At 70.0% G+C, this 17143-nt stretch carries 17 protein-coding genes; 11 read left to right on the top strand and 6 right to left on the bottom strand.

Annotated elements, in window-relative coordinates; translation table 11 throughout:
* The first annotated feature begins 7 nt into the window (after positions 1-7).
* Both AWC24_RS16555 and AWC24_RS16550 read left to right on the top strand, forming a co-directional pair.
* On the top strand, positions 8-754 hold the full coding sequence (locus AWC24_RS16555) for a Clp protease N-terminal domain-containing protein (RefSeq protein WP_085086740.1): 747 nt from the start codon (positions 8-10) through the stop codon (positions 752-754).
* Positions 755-839: 85 nt separating this feature from the next.
* Positions 840-1373, top strand: a complete 534-nt coding sequence (locus AWC24_RS16550; RefSeq protein ID WP_085087151.1) for a hypothetical protein — start codon at positions 840-842, stop codon at positions 1371-1373.
* 1 nt (position 1374) lies between these two features.
* Here the strand turns inward: AWC24_RS16550 and zapE are convergent, their stop codons facing one another.
* Positions 1375-2454 (bottom strand): cell division protein ZapE, encoded by a 1080-nt coding sequence (gene zapE, locus AWC24_RS16545; RefSeq protein ID WP_085086738.1) that lies wholly within the window; start codon positions 2452-2454, stop codon positions 1375-1377.
* On the opposite strand from zapE, the gene AWC24_RS16540 reads away from it, so the two are divergent.
* The 4 genes from AWC24_RS16540 to msrB are packed head-to-tail and all read left to right on the top strand — an operon-like array spanning position 2453 to position 6527.
* The gene (locus tag AWC24_RS16540; protein WP_085087149.1) at positions 2453-3235 is read left to right on the top strand and encodes a pyrimidine reductase family protein; all 783 of its coding nucleotides are present in this window, start codon (positions 2453-2455) and stop codon (positions 3233-3235) included. The two genes, zapE and AWC24_RS16540, sit on opposite strands and share 2 nt — an antisense overlap.
* Before the next feature lie 10 nt (positions 3236-3245).
* A complete protein-coding gene (locus tag AWC24_RS16535) occupies positions 3246-4802 on the top strand; it encodes an alpha/beta hydrolase (RefSeq protein WP_109560511.1) in 1557 nt (518 codons plus the stop codon).
* Positions 4803-4812: 10 nt separating this feature from the next.
* Positions 4813-6123: an arabinofuranan 3-O-arabinosyltransferase gene (gene aftC / locus AWC24_RS16530; protein WP_085086736.1), complete on the top strand. Its 1311-nt coding sequence runs from the start codon at positions 4813-4815 to the stop codon at positions 6121-6123.
* Positions 6120-6527: a peptide-methionine (R)-S-oxide reductase MsrB gene (gene msrB, locus AWC24_RS16525; protein WP_085086734.1), complete on the top strand. Its 408-nt coding sequence runs from the start codon at positions 6120-6122 to the stop codon at positions 6525-6527. The genes aftC and msrB overlap by 4 nt, the downstream gene beginning before the upstream one ends.
* Positions 6528-6595: 68 nt before the next feature.
* Here the strand turns inward: msrB and AWC24_RS16520 are convergent, their stop codons facing one another.
* From AWC24_RS16520 to hemE, 4 genes are read right to left on the bottom strand one after another with little or no spacing between them, the layout of a single operon-like run.
* Positions 6596-7348 carry a class I SAM-dependent methyltransferase gene (locus tag AWC24_RS16520; protein ID WP_085086733.1) on the bottom strand — a complete coding sequence of 251 codons (753 nt, stop codon included), beginning with the start codon at positions 7346-7348 and terminating at the stop codon, positions 6596-6598.
* Positions 7345-8046, bottom strand: a complete 702-nt coding sequence (gene hemQ, locus AWC24_RS16515; protein WP_085086731.1) for a hydrogen peroxide-dependent heme synthase — start codon at positions 8044-8046, stop codon at positions 7345-7347. The genes AWC24_RS16520 and hemQ overlap by 4 nt, the downstream gene beginning before the upstream one ends.
* A gap of 29 nt (positions 8047-8075) precedes the next feature.
* A complete protein-coding gene (locus AWC24_RS16510; protein ID WP_085086729.1) occupies positions 8076-9437 on the bottom strand; it encodes a protoporphyrinogen oxidase in 1362 nt (453 codons plus the stop codon).
* Entirely contained in the window at positions 9434-10483 is a 1050-nt protein-coding gene (gene hemE / locus AWC24_RS16505; RefSeq protein ID WP_085086727.1) for a uroporphyrinogen decarboxylase, read from the bottom strand. Before hemE ends, AWC24_RS16510 begins: the two co-directional genes overlap by 4 nt.
* 380 nt (positions 10484-10863) lie before the next feature.
* On the opposite strand from hemE, the gene AWC24_RS16500 reads away from it, so the two are divergent.
* From AWC24_RS16500 to AWC24_RS16490, 3 genes are all read left to right on the top strand, one after another.
* A complete protein-coding gene (locus AWC24_RS16500) occupies positions 10864-11445 on the top strand; it encodes a DUF3000 domain-containing protein (protein ID WP_085086725.1) in 582 nt (193 codons plus the stop codon).
* 1 nt (position 11446) lies between these two features.
* Complete coding sequence (locus AWC24_RS16495) at positions 11447-12709, top strand: ribonuclease D (protein WP_085086723.1); 1263 nt, start codon at positions 11447-11449, stop codon at positions 12707-12709.
* A gap of 159 nt (positions 12710-12868) precedes the next feature.
* Positions 12869-13300 (top strand): PACE efflux transporter, encoded by a 432-nt coding sequence (locus tag AWC24_RS16490; protein ID WP_085086721.1) that lies wholly within the window; start codon positions 12869-12871, stop codon positions 13298-13300.
* Here the strand turns inward: AWC24_RS16490 and dxs are convergent.
* The gene (gene dxs, locus AWC24_RS16485; RefSeq protein WP_085086719.1) at positions 13281-15194 is read right to left on the bottom strand and encodes a 1-deoxy-D-xylulose-5-phosphate synthase; all 1914 of its coding nucleotides are present in this window, start codon (positions 15192-15194) and stop codon (positions 13281-13283) included. The two genes, AWC24_RS16490 and dxs, sit on opposite strands and share 20 nt — an antisense overlap.
* 47 nt (positions 15195-15241) lie before the next feature.
* On the opposite strand from dxs, the gene AWC24_RS16480 reads away from it, so the two are divergent.
* A complete protein-coding gene (locus AWC24_RS16480) occupies positions 15242-15685 on the top strand; it encodes a CBS domain-containing protein (protein ID WP_085086717.1) in 444 nt (147 codons plus the stop codon).
* A gap of 164 nt (positions 15686-15849) precedes the next feature.
* On the top strand, positions 15850-17139 hold the full coding sequence (locus AWC24_RS16475) for an ArsB/NhaD family transporter (RefSeq protein WP_085086715.1): 1290 nt from the start codon (positions 15850-15852) through the stop codon (positions 17137-17139).
* Positions 17140-17143: the final 4 nt, after the last annotated feature.

The following is a 17143-nucleotide window of genomic DNA, read 5'->3' as shown; positions in this document are numbered from 1 at the left end:
TGACGGCATGGTCGATCCGACTCGCATCGTTCCGTCAGCCCGCCTCGACGACCTCATCAACGCCATCACCGGGGTGCACGAAAACCCCCTGGAGCGGTTGACCGACGCCATGCTGGCAGCCGAGCATCTCGGCGAGGTCGCCGACCACCTGATCGGGCATTTCGTCGACCAGGCACGCCGCTCCGGCGCTTCGTGGACCGAGATCGGCAACTGTATGGGCGTCACCAAGCAGGCGGCGCAAAAGCGGTTCGTCCCCCGCGCCGACGTCACCGCCCTCGACGCCGAGCAGGGCTTCGCCCGCTTCACGCCGCGGGCACGCAACGCGGTGGTGGCCGCCCAGAACGCCGCCCACTACGCCCGCCACGCCGAGATCACCCCGGACCATCTGATCCTGGGCGTTCTGAACGATCCCGACGCGCTGGCCACCGCCTTGCTCACCGCACAGCACATCGACCCCGCTGCCGTCGCGGCCACCGTGGCCCTCCCCGCCGGCGACACCGAACCCCCCGCGTTGATCCCCTTCAGCGGCACCGCACGCAAAGCCCTGGAGCTCACCTTCCGCACCGCACTTCGCCTCGGCCACAACTACATCGGCACCGAACACCTGCTGCTGGCCCTGCTCGATATCGAAGACGGCGCCGGACCGCTGCATCGCGCCGGGGTGGACCCGGAACGGATCGAGACCGACCTGGCGCACGCCCTGGGCGCGATCACCGCAAACCCGGCGGCCGGCGATGGCGCCGCCCCGAACTGATCACTGCCTAGATCCGGCTGGCCAAGCTGCTGCACCCGCACCCGCGATATGCCATCATGCCCACAAGCAACCGAAGAAGGACATGATGCATCGCTGGATTCTGGCCGCCGTCACCTCCGTAGTCACCACGTTGGCCCTGCTGGTGCCGGCAGCCGGTAACGCGACGCCCACCATGACCCCGGAGGCGCCGATCGGCCGGCTCGGCGACACGCTGCGTATCCAGTACCAGGACGAGGCCTTCGGCAAGATCGTCGCGGATGTGACCCTGCACGACGTGGTGCCGAGCGAGATCCCGCCGGGCTGGGGCCAGAACGGGTCGCCGCGGTGGCGCGCCCAGGGCGGTCCGTGGCGGGCGAACCTCACGGTCCACCCGATCTCGGTGCCCAACCCCTACATCATGGCGGCCTCGGTCACCTTCAGCGGTGTCACCCCCGGCGGCGACGCCTACGTGTCCAAGCACACCGACGACCCCACCACCCTGGATGCGGTGCTGACCAACGCGCCGCAGGGCTCCACCGTCAACGGCGGGGTCTACTGGGATGTCTACCGCGGCTTGGTCACCCACGTGGTGATGCTGTCCCGCAACACCGGTCTGCGCCTGGCGCAGTGGAATCTGTGAGTCAGCCGGCGCTCAACGCCAGCAGCCGGGACGTGGCCCGCAGGTACTTCTTGCGGTAGCCCCCCGCCAGCATCTCGGCACTGAAGATGCCGTCCAGCTTCGCCCCGGAGGCCACCACCGGGATATCGGCGTCGTAGAGCCGGTCGGCCAGCGCCACCAGCCGCAGCGCCACGTTCTGATCCTCGATGGGATGCGCACCGGTGAGGAAAACACCTTTGACACCCTCGATCAGCGTCAGATACCGCGAGGGGTGCATGGTGGCCAGGTGCGCGCACAGCGCGTCGAAGTCGTCGAGGGTCGAACCCGGCAGCGCGGCGGCGCGCTGCGCGACCTGCTGCGCCGACGGCGGTTCGGGCGCCGGCGGCAGGTCCCGATGGCGGTAGTCCGGGCCGTCGACCCGCACCGAGGTGAAAATACTTGCCAATGCGCTGATCTCACGCAGAAAATCCTGAACGGCGAAGCGTCCCTCGCCGAGTTGCTCGGGCAGCGTGTTGGACGTGGCGGCAACCGACACCCCGCGCGCCACCAACTCCGACAGCAGCCGCGAGACCAAGGTGGTGTTGCCCGGGTCGTCCAGTTCGAACTCGTCGATGCAGACCATCGTGTAGCCGCCGAGCAACTCGATGCACTCGGTGAAACCGAACACACCGGCGAGTTGGGTGAGTTCCATGAACGTCGCGAACGCCGTTTGATGCGGCTGCGCCGCCTCGGTGCTCTCGGCGATCTGGCGGTAGACCGAGGCCAGCAGGTGGGTTTTGCCGACCCCGAATCCGCCGTCGAGGTACAGCCCCACACCCGGCAGCACCTCCCGCTTGCCGAGCAGCCTGCGCCGCCCGGCCCGTCGCTGCAGCGCCTGCGTGCAGAACGCACTGCAGGCCGCCACGGCCGCCGCCTGGGTCGGTTCGGCCGGATCGGGCCGGTAGCTGGCGAAGCTGGCCTCGGCGAACGTCGGCGGCGGCGTGAGCTGCGCGATCAACCGCTCCGGTGAGACGGCCGGATGCCGGTCCACCAGGCGATCGCTCGACGCGACGTCGGGATTGGGCACGCAGGAACTGTAGCCACATGATGCAATCGTGGCCATGTCCGACCTCAGCGCAGACCCCGGTTTCACCCGGCTGGACTCGACGCAACCCGTCGACGACGCCGAACTGGCCCGGCTGTACGCCTACCCCGAAACCGACGGCCCGCGGATCTGCCTGCGGGCCAATTTCATCGGCAGCATCGACGGTGGCGCAACGATGGACGGCAGGTCCGGCGGGCTGGGCAGCCCGGGCGATCGGGCCCTGTTCATGTTGCTGCGAGCGCTCGCCGACGTCGTGCTGGTCGGCGCCGGCACCGTCCGGGTCGAGAACTACGGCGGAGCCCGCCTCAACGTCACCGAGCGACTGCGCCGCCGCGACCGCGGGCAGTCCGAAGTGCCGGGCCTGGCGATCGTCAGCCGGTCCGGACAACTGGATCGGGACTCGCGGGTCTTCACCGACACCGAACTACCACCGCTGGTGCTGACCAGCGCGTCGGCGGCCGAGCCCACCCGGCGGCGGCTGGACGGCCGCGCGGAGGTGCTGAACTGCTCGGACGGCGACCCCGATCGCGTCGACGAGGCCGCGGTCCTGGCCGCGCTGGCCGCCCGCGGGCACTATCGGGTGCTCACCGAGGGCGGCCCGACCCTGCTGGGTTCGTTCGTCGAACGCGATCTGCTCGACGAGCTGTGTCTGACCGTCGCCCCGTATCTCGTCGGGGGTTTGGCCCGCCGGATCGCCATCGGCCCCGGCGAAGTGGCGACCCCGATGCGCTGTGCGCATCTGCTGGCCGACGAATCCGGCTACCTCTACGGCCGCTACGTCAAAAGCGCGCGCCTATAAGCTGGCCGGCATGCGTCGGCACTCCAGGATCGCGATCGCACTCGCGACGGCCACCCTGCTAACCGGTTGCGCACCCGGCCTGGCCGCCAACCCGCGCTTCGCCACCGACTCCGGCGCCGGCCCGCAGGGACAGCCCGAGCCCACCTCCGACAAGGCCGGACCACCTCCCATCGAGGTGCCCAAGAACGATCTGCCCTGGCATGACTGCACCGCGCGGCTGTTCAGTGACGCCGCGGTGCCCGCCACGCCCGGGGTGCGGTTGGAATGCGGCAGCTACGACGCCGACGTCGACCCGCTCGGCGGCAGCTCCTCGGCGATCAGCATCGGCGTGGTGCGGGCCCGGTCGGTGCAGACCCCGGCCGATGCGGGACCGGTCGTCTTCACCACCGGCTGGGACCTGCCGTCGTCGCTGCAGCTACCGGTCTGGCTGGCACGAGGCGGCGCCGACGTGCTCAACGGCCACCCGATCGTCGCGGTGGACCGGCGCGGCACCGGGATGTCGAGCCCGGTGGACTGCCGCGAGCGCAGCCAGCGAGAAGAGATGTGGAACTTGGCCCAGTTCACCCCCGGCGATGACCAGGTGGCCAATCTGGGCACCATCGCAACGGAGGCGACCACCGACTGCACCGATTCCATCTCGCCGGGCGAGTCCTCCTACGACAACACCCACGCCGCCACCGACCTGGAACGGCTGCGCAGCCTCTGGGACGTGCCGGCGCTGGCGCTGGTGGGTATCGGCAACGGCGCCCAGGTCGCTCTGGCTTACGCCGGCTCCCATCCCGGCAAGGTGGCCCGGCTGGCACTGGATTCGCCCATCCCGCTGGGTGTGGCCGCCGAGGCCGCGGCCGAGCAACGGGTCAAGGGACAGCAGGCGGCCTTCGACGCGTTCGCCACGCAGTGCGTCGCGGTCAACTGTGCCCTGGCCCCGGACCCGAAGGGCGCCGTGGACGCGATGCTGGATGCCGCCCGGTCCGGGCACGGCCCCGGCGACGCCTCGGTGGCGGCGGTGACCCACGCCATCGTCACCGCGCTGGGCTATCCCACCGGTGATCGCGTCAACACCACCAACGAGTTGGCCCGGGCGCTGGCGACGGCGCATGCCGGCGACGTCAACCTGCTGAACAACCTGATCAACCGGGCTCAGGGCACTGTCGGCGGCGACGGCCACTTCATCAACTCCTGCGCCGACGCGCTCAACCGGCCCACCCCGGACCGGGTCCGGGAGCTGGTGGTGGCCTGGGGCAAGGAGTACCCGCAGTTCGGCGCCGTCGGCGCCCTCGACATGGCGCAGTGCCTGAGCTGGCCCACCAGCACCACCCCCGAGCAGCCCAAGGAACTCAAGATCGATGTGCTGCTGCTGGGCGTGCAGAACGACCCGATCGTCGGCGAGGACGGCGTGGCGGCCACCGCCGCAGCCGTCATCAACGCCGGCGCGGCCAGCAAGCGGGTGATGTGGCAGGGCATCGGGCACGGGGCCACGGTGTATTCGTCGTGCACCGTGGCGCCGCTGATCGGCTACCTCGACACCGGCGAGCTGCCCGAGACCGACGTCTACTGTCCGGCCTGACCCCGCTTCGGTGTACGGTGCGCTGGTGACGGCAGCCGACTCCCTTACGAACCGGGCGCGCACCGCCCTGCTGGCAGCGTTTCGGCCACCCACCACGGCGCCGAGCACTGCGACGGTTCTGCGGTCGGTGCTGTGGCCGGTGGCCATCATGTCGCTCATTCACCGCGCGATAGTGCTGCCGCTCAATGGCAACATCACCGACGACTTCAAGCCGGTGTACCGGGCGGTGTTGAACTTTCGGCACGGCCTGGACATCTACAACGAGCACTTCGACTACGTCGACCCGCACTACCTCTACTCGCCCGGCGGCACGCTGCTGATGTCACCGTTCGGGTATCTGCCGGAGACCCTGTCGCGGTACACGTTCATCACCGCCAACACCGTCGCCATCCTGGTCGCCGCCTACCTGCTGCTGCGGATGTTCGGTTTCGGGCTGACCTCGGTGGCCGCGCCGGCCCTGCTGGCGGCGATGTTCCTCACCGAGAGTGTTTCCAGCACACTGGTGTTCACCAACATCAACGGCGTGATCCTGCTGGCCGAGGTGCTGTTCTTCCGCTGGCTGCTCGACGGCAGACCCAGCCGGCAGTGCTGGGCCGGTGTCGCGATCGGGCTGACCCTGGTGGTCAAGCCGGTGCTGGCGCCGTTGCTGCTGCTGCCGCTGCTGAGCAGGCAGTGGCGGCCGTTCATCGGCGCCGTCGCGGTGCCGGTGGCGTTCAACATGGTCGCGTTCCCGCTGTCCAGCGATCCCACCAGCTACTTCACCCAGACGGTGCCCTACATCATGGGCACCCGCGACTACTTCAACTCCTCGATCCTGGGCAACGGCGTGTTCTTCGGCCTGCCACCGGCGCTGATCCTGTTCATGCGCGTGTTGTTCACCGTGCTCGCAGCCGTCAGCCTGTGGCTGCTGTACCGCTACTACCGCAACCGCGACCCGCGGTTCTGGATGCTGACCTCGTCCGGTGTGCTGCTGACCGCGTCGTTCCTGGTGCTGTCCTTGGGTCAGGGCTACTACTCGATCGTGCTGTTCCCGTTCCTGATGACGGTGGTGCTGCCGAACTCGGTGCTGCGCAACTGGCCGGCGTGGCTGGGGGTCTACGGGTTCATGACGCTGGACAAGTGGCTGATTTTCCGATGGATGAACGTCGGGCGCCCGCTGGACTACCTCAAGATCACCTACGGCTGGTCGCTGCTGTTGATCGTGGTGTGCGCGGTGCTGTGCTACCGCTACCTCGACGCCCGCGAACAGGACCGCCTGGACGACGGGATCGATCCGGCATGGCTGGCGAACGGACACAAGCGGGCTAACGTGGAGGCATGAGTTCTCCCAAGGTGTCCCTCACCGACGACGAGTGGCGAGCCAAGCTGTCCCCCGAAGAGTTCGCGGTGCTGCGTCGCGCCGGCACCGAACCGCCGAACACCGGCGAATACACCGACACCACCGTCGAAGGTGTCTACGAGTGCCGGGCGTGCGGTGCCGAATTGTTCCGCAGCACAGAGAAATTCCACTCGCACTGCGGCTGGCCGTCGTTCTTCGACCCGGCCGACTCCGAGGCGGTGATCCTGCGCTCGGACGACTCACTGGGCATGCGTCGCACCGAGGTGTTGTGCGCGTCCTGCCACAGCCACCTGGGACATGTGTTCGAAGGAGAGGGCTACCCCACCCCGACCGACCAGCGGTACTGCATTAACAGCATCTGCCTCCGGCTGGTCCCGGGCCCCTGAGCGCCGAGGCTGTTGTTACCGCGAGGCCCTCTCGCACTTTTGCGCGCTAACGACAGGCCCGACGAGTGCTAAAGCTGGTCCACCCGGGTGGCGTGGACTTCCCAGAACGGGGCATGCACCAACTGTCCGTCCAGCAACGGTTCAATGACCGCGAGCCGCTGCGCGATCTGCCGGATCCGGGGCGGCGCAGCCGGATTCTGCTCGGCCTGAGCGGCGAACCGCGCCGCGCTGACATTGACCAGATAGCTGGTCGGCCCCAGGTAGCTGATCCGCCACCCCCCGGCCGGCAGCCCGGATCGCAGCTCGTCGACCGACATCGCCGGCGGCATGAAGAACCCGTTGATGTTGTAGTCGGCGGCCGCGATCAGGTAGAGCCGGGCCCCGGGTCTGGTCGCCCGGTGCAGCGCCCGCAGGTAGTCGTGCTGGGCCGGGCCGCCGAACGTGTTGTAGAAGGCGGTGTCGACCACGGTGTCGAAGCAGTCGGTGAAACCCTCGAGGGTCTTGGCGTCGCCGACCCGGAAGTCGACCGAGACGTCCGCCGCCCGGGCATTGGCGCGGGCCCGCTCGATCGCCGTCTCCGACACGTCGATTCCCGTCGCCGCGAAGCCGTGTTCGGCGAAGTGGATGGCATGGTGTCCCGGGCCGGTGCCCGGGTCGAGCACCGCACCGTTGATCGCGCCCAGCGCCACCAGTCGCCGCACCACCGGCTGGGCGCCACCGATGTCCCACGGGGTGGCGGCGGGCAATCCCGCTGCGGCGCGGTAGATCTCCTCGAAACGTTCGGCGTCGTCGGCTCCCGACGGGCCGGATGCGCCGGTCACGGCAGGGCGGCCACCAACTGCTCGACGTCGACCCGGGGACCGGTGAAGAACGGGGTCTCCTCGCGGGCGTGCAGCCGGGCCTCGGTGTTGCGCAGGTCGCGCATCAGGTCGACGATCAGGTCGAGTTCGGGCGCCTCGAACGCCAGGATCCACTCGTAGTCGCCGAGCGCGAAGGCCGGCACGGTGTTGGCGCGAACATCCTTGTAGGGCCGGGCGGCCATCCCGTGTTCTGCCAGCATCCGGCGGCGGTCCTCCTCGGGCAGCACATACCACTCGTGCGAACGCACGAACGGGTAGACGCAGATGTAGGCGCCGGCCGGCTCACCGGCGATGAACGCCGGGACATGGCTCTTGTTGAACTCGGCGGGCCGGTGCAGGCCCACGTTGCTCCACACCGGCGTGCAGGCCCGGCCCAGCGCGGTGCGCCGGAAGCCGGCGTAGGCGGCCTGCAGGTCCTCCACCCGCTCGGCGTGTGACCAGATCATGAAGTCGGCATCGGCGCGCAGGCCGGCCACGTCGTAGACACCGCGGATGACCACGCCGCGCTCTTCCTGCTGCTTCAAGAAGGTGGCGGCCTGATCGGCGACCTCGTCGCGGCTGACGGGGCCCTCGTCGAGGGCTCCGGAACGAACCGAGAACACCGAGAACATCACGTAGCGAAGGGTGGAGTTCAGCTTGTCGTAATCGAGGTGCGCCATGCTCCACATGCTGCCACGACACGCCGCCGCTAGGGGGCCGGGGTGGCGCTGATCACTGCCGCCACGGCGCGGTCGGCCGCCGCGATGCACGCCGGAACACCGATGCCGTCGAGATAGTTGCCCGCGACCGCCACCGTCGGCGGCAGCCCGGCGCGCAGTTCGCCGACCAGGGCGGCGTGCCCGGCCCGGTACTGCGGCATCGCCGCAGGCCAGCGCTGCACTCGGACCTCCACCGGATCTACCGCGGCCCCGAACAGGGTCTCCAGATCCTGCACGGCCCACTCCACCAGTTCAGCCTCGCCGGCATGGGTGCGGGCGTCGCCGAACCGGCCGAACGACAACCGCAGCAACTCGACCTTGCCGCCATAGCCCCAGTTCCCCCACTTGCGCGAGGTCAGCGTCAGCGCCTTCGAGTGCAGCGTCTCCCCGGTCGCGACCAGCACCCCGGAATTGTCCGGGAACGCCGCACCGGCGGGCACCGCCAGCGCCACCACCACCGACGACGCACTGACGATGCCGCTGGCCGCAGCCGCGGTGCGCGGCGCGAATCCGGTCGCCAGCCGGGCCAGCGCGTGGGCCGGCACCGCCATCACCACCCGGTCGGCACGGTGGAAACCGCCGGCGGCATCCCGCAACAGCCAGCCGCCGTCCGCCGGGTCGATCTGCGTCACCGCCGCCTGCACCCAGCGCAGCCCGCTGCGGCGCACCAGCGTGTCGATCAGCACCTGGTAGCCGCCGGCGATGGCGCCGAACACCGGCGTGCCGGTTGCCCTCGGCATCGCCCGTGCCACCGCCGCGGTCAGGCTGGGGGCCCCGGCGTCCAGCGCGGCGGCCAGGCCGGGCACCGCCGAGCGCAACCCGACCGTCGCCGCCGACCCGGCATACACCCCGCCGATCAGCGGATCCACCGAGGCAGCCACCACCTGCTCGCCGAACCGGTCGCCGACCAGGGCGCCCAGGGCCGGGTCGCTGCCGGGCTCGAAGGTCAGCGGCCGGTTGGGTTCGCCGGCGATGCGGGCGATGGTCTCCTCGTCGACCAGACCGGCCATCGACCCCGGCGACGACGGGATTCCGCTGAGCGTGCCCGGCGGCAGCGGATGCAACCGCCGGCGGTTGTAGAGCAGCGGCCGGACCCCGGTGGTGGTGCGCTCCCGGTCTGCCAGGCCCAGCTCGGACAGCAGCGCGGGCACCTCGGGCCGGCGAGCGATGAACGCTTCGGCGCCCACGTCCACGCCGATACCGCCCAGGGTCTCGGTGCGCAGCACCCCGCCGAGCCGATCGGACGGGTCGAAGACGGTGATGGTGGGTGCGCCACCGAGCGTCGCGCGCAGCCGGTAGGCGGCGGCCAGACCGGAGATCCCGCCTCCGACGACGCAGTACGACGACGTCACAACGAGTGGACCAGCGCCACCAGGTCGGTGAGCACGCCGGGATCCGACTCCGGCAGCACGCCGTGCCCGAGGTTGAACACGTGCCCGGACGCGCCGGCGGCCACCGCGGCACGACCGTCCGCGACGACGGCGCGGGCCGCGCGTTCGGTCGCCGGCCAGCCCGCCAGCACCACCGCCGGGTCCAGGTTGCCCTGCAGGGCGATGCCGGTGCCGACCCGGGTGGCGGCATCCGTGAGCCGGGTCCGCCAGTCGACTCCCACCACGGTGGCGCCGGCTTCGGCCATGGCGCCCAACAGCTCGGCGGTCTGCACCCCGAAGTGCGTCATCGGCACGCCAGCGTCGGCCAGCGCGGCGAACACCCGGGCGCTGTGCGGCAACACGAAGCTGCGGTAGTCGGCCAGGCTCAAGGTGCCCGCCCAGGAGTCGAACAGCTGAATGGCGTCCACGCCGTGGTCGAGCTGCACGGTCAGGAACGCGATGGTCAGATCGGTGAGCCGGGTCATCAGCTGATGCCAGGTGTCCGGTTCGGCCAGCATCATCGTCTTGGTCCGGGCGTGGGTCCGGCTGGGCCCGCCCTCGACCAGGTAGGACGCCAGCGTGAACGGCGCACCGGCGAAACCGATCAGTGGCACGTCGCCCAGCGCGTCCACCAGCAGCGACACCGCCTCGGCGACGGCCGTCACGCCCTGCGGTTCCAGCGGCCGCAGGGCAGCGACGTCAGCCGCGCTGCGCAGCGGCTCGGCGATCACCGGCCCTACGTCGGGCACGATGTCCAAGTCCACCCCCGCCCCGCGCAGCGGCACCACGATGTCGGAGAACAGGATCGCGGCGTCCACGCCGTGGCGGCGCACCGGCTGCAGCGTGATCTCGCAGACCAGCTCGGGGTCGAAGCAGGCCTCCAGCATGCGGTGCTGGGCGCGTAGCACTCGGTATTCGGGCAGCGACCGGCCGGCCTGCCGCATGAACCAGACCGGCACCCGGCCGGGTTGCCGGCCGGCAGCGGCGGCCAGGTAGGGCGAATCGGGCAGTTCTCGACGGGCACTCATCGGCCTCAATGCTGCCACGACCGGTTACGGCGCGAGAACGGCCCGTGAGTCATGCGGCGGTCCGGGCTTCCCCTCGCCTCGCCGAACCGGGGGTCGACTCCGTCGAGCCTCGCTGAACCGCGCGGTTCATACGGCGGTTCCAGCTTCGGCTCTCCTCCGTCGAGCCTCGCTGAACCGCGCGGTTCATACGGCGGTTCCAGCTTCGGCTCGACTCCGTCGAGCCTCGCTGAACCGCGCGGTTCGGCGCGCCTTTCTGCGCCGACCGGCGTCGGGGGTTAGCGTGAGATTCGGCGACCCGCGTCGCGGCGGTGCACAGCAGAGCACCCGGGGGCCGGCCGCTGGCGGCGCGAGGCACAGCGATCAGTTAAGGAGCGGCACCCGTGACATCAGCCGAGCCTGCCCCGTTCCGCGAAGCGGTGGCAACCATGCACGCCGCGACCGTCCGGTCCGAGATCGAGCTCGGCCCGATCCGGCCACCCCAGCGGCTGGCGCCCTACAGCTATGCGCTGGGCGCCGAGGTCAAACACGCCGAATCCGATTCCGTCCCGCAGGACTCCGACGGCGATGCGTTCGGCCGGCTGATCCTGCTCTACGACCCGGACGGCACCGACGCCTGGGACGGCACCATGCGACTGGTGGCCTTCATCCAGGCCGACCTGGACCCGCAGGAGGCGATCGACCCGCTGCTGCCCGAGGTCGCCTGGAGTTGGCTGGTCGAAGCGCTGGGCTCGCGCACCGAACACATGACCGCGCTGGGCGGGACCGTCACCGCCACCACATCGGTGCGCTACGGCGACATCTCCGGCCCGCCCCGCGGACACCAACTGGAGCTGCGAGCGTCCTGGACCGCCACCAGTCCCGAGCTGGGGGCGCACGTCCAGGCATTCTGCGAGGTCCTCGAACATGCTGCGGGCCTGCCGCCGGTCGGGATCACCGACCTGAGCTCGCGAACCCGCGTCTGAGATGACCGAACAGACAACCGAGCCGGCCACCGAAGAGCCCGAACCGACGCCGCTGCCCCATCCCGCCGACGGGGTACCGGAGGTGTCGGTCACCGCCCGGCAGATCGGGGCCGCCGCCGAGAAGCTGGCCCGCGGCCACGGCCCGTTCGCGGTGGACGCCGAGCGGGCGTCGGGCTTCCGTTACTCCAACCGCGCCTACCTGATCCAGATCCGGCGCGCCGGTGCCGGCACCGTGCTGATCGACCCGGTCGGGGCGGGCTCGGATCCGGCGGCCCTGGTGCGCCCGGTTGCCGAGGTGCTCGACGACGACGAGTGGATTCTGCACGCCGCCGACCAGGACCTGGCCTGCCTGGCCGAGGTCGGGATGTGGCCCAAGGCGCTCTATGACACCGAACTGGCCGGGCGGCTGGCCGGCTTCGACCGGGTCAACCTGGCGGCGATGGTGCAGCGACTGTTGGGGCTGGGCCTGGCCAAGGGCCACGGCGCCGCCGACTGGTCGAAGCGTCCGCTGCCCGCCGAGTGGCTCAACTACGCGGCGCTGGACGTCGAGGTCCTCATCGAATTACGCGGCGCCATCGCCGACGTGCTGTCCGGCCAGGGGAAAACCAATTGGGCCGCACAGGAATTCAATCATCTGCGGAGCACCGACTTCACCACCTCGACGCGCCGGGACCGCTGGCGGCGCACCTCGGGTATCCACAAGGTGCGCGACCGGCGCGGACTGGCCGCCGTTCGTGAACTGTGGACGGTGCGCGACCGGATCGCGGCGCGCCGCGACATCGCACCCGGCCGCATCCTGCCCGACGCGGCGATTATCGCCGCGGCCGTAGCCGATCCCGGCACCGTCGAGGAGTTGCTCGCGCTGCCGGTGTTCGGCGGACCCAAGCAGCGCCGCAGCGCGGCGACCTGGCTGGCCGCGCTGGCCGCCGCACGCGACAATCCGGAACCGGTGGACTCCGCCGAACCCCCGAGCGGACCACCGCCGCCCTCGCGCTGGTCGCGGCGTAAACCGGAGGCGGCCGCGCGCCTGGAGGCGGCCCGTGCCGCGCTCGGGCAACTGTCCGAGCAGGTGGTGGTGCCGACCGAGAACCTGCTCTCCCCCGACCTGCTGCGCCGGCTGTGCTGGGACTGGAATGCGGCGACACCGGATCCCGCGGCCGCGATCGAGGAGTTCCTCAACGCCGGCGACGCCCGGCCCTGGCAGCGGCAGTTGACGGTGCCGCTGCTCGCCCGAGCCCTCGGCGCTACGGTCGCCGGCGGCTAGCGCAGCCGGCCTGCTGCGCCCGCCGGCACGGCCGAGGTGTTGCTAGACTGCGGGATGCGGCAGCCGTATTCGTCGATCGGCCAGCGCTTCTCACGTCACGGCCACCATGGACGCGAACCTTCGAGGACTTCCCATGGTCGATTTTCCTTGGAGCACCTCGTGTCACCAGTTGTTCGCCGGGTCAGCTACGTCATCGGCTACGAGATCATCGCCATCGTGCTCACCGCCCTGGGTCTTGTCGTTCTGGGATTCGGCGGCGGCAGTTCCGGTGCCATGGCCGTGACGGCATCGACCGTCGCGGTGCTGTGGAACTACCTCTGGAACACCGTGTTCGAGGCGTGGGAGCGCCGGCAGCGCTCCCGGGCCCGCACGCTGCGGCGCCGGGTGGCACACGCCATCGGCTTCGAAGGCGGACTGATGGTGTTCTTGTTGCCGATAGTCGCCTGGATCCTGCACGTGTCGCTGCTGCAGGCGTTCGCTCTGGAGGCCGGCCTGCTGGTGTTCTTCCTGGTCTACACGTTCGTGTTCACGTGGGTGTTCGACAAGGCGTGGCCGCCCATCGGGGCGCGCCCTAATCCAGCCGCTCACTGACCTCTTCGACGCAGTTGGTGCTGCTCATCGCCGCCACCCAACCGGTGATCTGGCGGGCCACGTCCTGGGCGGTCAGGCCCACCTCGGCCAGCAGCTCACCGCGGGAGGCGTGGTCGTAGAAACGTTGCGGCAGGCCGACGTCGCGGCAGGGCACGTCGATCTCGGCGCGCCGCAGCGCCGCCGACACCGCCGAGCCGACACCACCGGCGACACCGTTGTCCTCGCAGGTGACCACCAGCTTGTGGGCGCCGGCCATCTCGGTGATCATCGCGGGTACCGGCAGCACCCAGCGGGGGTCGACCACCGTCACGCCGATGCCCTGGTTGTGCAGCCGGTCGGCCACCGCCAGCGCCATGGGCGCGAACGCGCCGACCGCGACCAACAGCACGTCGGCGGGCAGCCCGTCGGCCGGCAGTGCCAGCAGATCCACCCCGGACCGTCGCTCGATCGCCGGGATATCTTCGCCCACATCGCCTTTCGGAAACCGGACCGCGCTGGGCCCGTCGTGGATGTCCAGCGCCTCGCCGAGTTCCTCGCGCAGCCGGACTCCGTCGCGGGGTGCGGCCACCCGCATACCCGGAACGATGCCCAGGATCGACAGGTCCCACATGCCGTTGTGGCTGGCGCCGTCGGGACCGGTGATCCCGGCTCGGTCGAGCACCACGGTGACCGGCAGCTTGTGCAGCGCGACATCCATCATCAGCTGGTCGAAGCCGCGATTGAGGAAGGTCGAATAGACCGCCACCACCGGGTGCAGGCCCCCCATCGCCAGCCCGGCCGCCGAGGTGAGCGCGTGCTGTTCGGCGATCCCGACGTCGAACATCCGATCGGGAAAACGCTGCCCGAACGGCGCCAGCCCGGTGGGGCCGGGCATGGCGGCGGTGATCGCGACGACGTCGCGGCGTTTGGCGCCGTACTCGATGAGCGCGTCGGAGAACACCGCCGTCCAGCCGCGGCCGGCGGTCTCGGTCGCAGACCCGGTCAGCGGATCGATCACGCCGCAGGCGTGCATCTGCTCGGCCTCGTCGTCCTCGGCCGGCCGGTAGCCCTTGCCCTTGCGGGTCACCACGTGCACGATCACCGGCGCGCCGAAGCCGCGCGCGCGGCGCAGCGCGGACTCCACCGCGGCCTCGTCGTGGCCGTCGATCGGGCCCAGGTATTTCAGCCCCAGGTCGGTGAAGAGCGCCTGCGGGGCCAGCGCGTCCTTGAGGCCCGCCTTGAAGCTGTGGATCACCTGGTAGCCGATCTCGCCGACGACCGGCATCCCGCGCACCGCGGCGCGGCCGCGCTCGAGCAGCCGCTCGTAGGCGGGCTGCAGCCGCAACGCGGCCAGGTGCTCGGCGAAACCGCCGATCGTGGGCGCGTAGCTGCGGCCGTTGTCGTTGACCACGATCACCACCGGCCGGTTACCGGCGGCGATGTTGTTCAACGCCTCCCAGCACATGCCGCCGGTCAGGGCGCCGTCGCCGACGACGGCCACCACATGCCGGTTCCGGTGGCCGGTCAGCTCGAAGGCCTTGGCCAGTCCGTCGGCGTACGACAGCGCCGCACTGGCGTGGCTGGACTCCACCCAGTCGTGCTCGCTCTCGGCGCGCGACGGGTATCCCGACAGCCCGCCCTTGCGGCGCAGGCTGTGAAAGTCGGGGCCGCGACCGGTGAGCATCTTGTGCACGTAGGCCTGATGACCGGTGTCGAAGATGATCGGGTCGTGCGGGGAGTCGAAGACCCGGTGCAGCGCCAGCGTCAGCTCCACCACACCCAGATTGGGGCCCAGGTGTCCCCCGGTCGCGGCGACCTTGTGGATCAGGAACTCCCGGATCTCCGCCGCCAAAGCGGTCAACTGCGGCTGCGAAAGGTGCTGCAGATCGGCGGGGCCGCGGATCCCTTCAAGCATCCGGCTAGTCTACGCATGGCGACGGGCACCCACCGTATGGTCGTCCTATGCAGGCTGACGAGATCGCTGAGGAATTCCCGGTGGTGGCCATCGACTCCGACGCGCTGGACGCGGCCCGGTTACTGGCCGAGCACCGGTTGCCCGGCATCGTCGTCGTCGACGCGGCCGGCAAGCCGTACGCGGTGCTGCCGGCCTCCCAGGTGGTGCGTTTCATCGTGCCGGGCTACGTCCAGGACGACCCGTCGCTGGCCGGGGTGCTCAGCGCGAGCGTGGCCGATCGTGCCGCCGAGAAACTGCGCGGCAAGACGGTGCGCGACGTGCTGCCCGAGCACCTGCCCGAACTGCCGACCGCCGGTTCCGCGCACACCCTTATCGAAGTCGCCTCCACCATGGCCCGGCTGCGCAGCCCGCTGATCGCCGTCGTCAAGGACGGTAAACTGCTCGGCGTGATCACCGCCTCGCGACTGCTAGCGGCAGCGCTCAAAACCTGATCGGCGCGGCTGATAACGTATCCATTTTCATGCGGTGTGCCGGGAAGCCTGGTCGGCGTCAATGATTCCGTATCCGGGGGGTGCATTGTGGGGGTTGCGGCCGACTGCTTCGCATTCGGACCGGTCGCACGTCGCGAGCTGGTGATCGCCGCGAGGCTCCCCCGATGATCTACTTCGCGGTCGCCGTCTTCGTGATCGCCTACGGGTTCATCGCCGCCGACCGGATCAACAAGACCGTGGTGGCGCTGACCGGGGCGGCCGCGGTGGTCATCCTGCCCGTCATCTCCTCCGACGACATCTTCTACTCTCGCAAAACCGGTATCGACTGGGACGTCATCTTCCTGCTGCTGGGCATGATGATCATCGTCAGCGTGCTGCGCCAGACCGGCGTGTTCGAGTACGTCGCGATCTGGTCGGCCAAGCGGGCCAAGGGTTCCCCGCTGCGCATCATGATCCTGCTGGTGCTGGTGACCGCTGTTGCGTCAGCACTGCTGGACAACGTCACCACGGTGCTGCTGATCGCCCCGGTCACCCTGTTGGTCTGCGACCGGCTGGAGATCAACGCCGCGCCGTTTCTGATGGCCGAGGTGTTCGCGTCCAACATCGGCGGTGCCGCCACGCTGGTCGGCGATCCTCCCAACATCATCATCGCCAGCCGAGCGGGCTTGTCGTTCAACGCCTTTCTGGTGCACATGGCGCCGATCGTCGTCATCGTCCTGGTCGCGTTCATCGCGCTGCTGCCGAGGCTGTTTCCGGGATCGTTCGCTGTCGACCCCGACCGGGTCGACGACGTGATGGCGCTCGAGGAGCACGAGGCGATCCAAGACCGCCGCCTGCTGATCAAGTGCGGCCTGGTGCTGGCCGGGGTGTTCGCCGGGTTCATCGGACACTCCGCGCTGAACCTGGAGCCGTCCGTGGTGGCGCTGCTCGGCGCCGGGGTGCTGATCGTGATCTCGAAGATGGAGCGCTCGGACTACCTGTCCGGCGTCGAGTGGGAGACGCTGCTGTTCTTCGCCGGGTTGTTCGTGATGGTGGGCGCCCTGGTGGACACCGGGGCGATCGCTGCCCTGGCCAACGGCGCCACCGAACTCACCGGCGGCAACGCGTTGCTGACCACGATGGGAATCCTCGGGGTATCAGCACCGGTGTCCGGCATCATCGACAACATCCCGTACGTGGCCACCATGACACCGATCGTGGCCGAGCTGAGCACCACACTGCCCAACGACCTGCACCCCGACGCCCTGTGGTGGGCGCTGGCGCTCGGCGCCGACTTCGGCGGCAACCTGACCGCGGTCGGGGCCAGCGCCAATGTGGTGATGCTCGGAATCGCCCGTCGCGCCGGGCATCCCATCACGTTCTGGGAGTTCACCCGCAAGGGCATCGTGGTCACCGTGGTCTCGGTGGCGTTGGCGGCGCCGTATCTGTGGTTGCGCTACTTCGTGTTCGGCTGATTTT

The organism is Mycolicibacter senuensis, assembly GCF_002101885.1.
GTDB lineage: Bacteria > Actinomycetota > Actinomycetes > Mycobacteriales > Mycobacteriaceae > Mycobacterium > Mycobacterium senuense.
The sequence above is the reverse complement of the archived record's forward strand: the minus strand, read 5'-3'. Positions and strand labels throughout refer to the sequence as shown.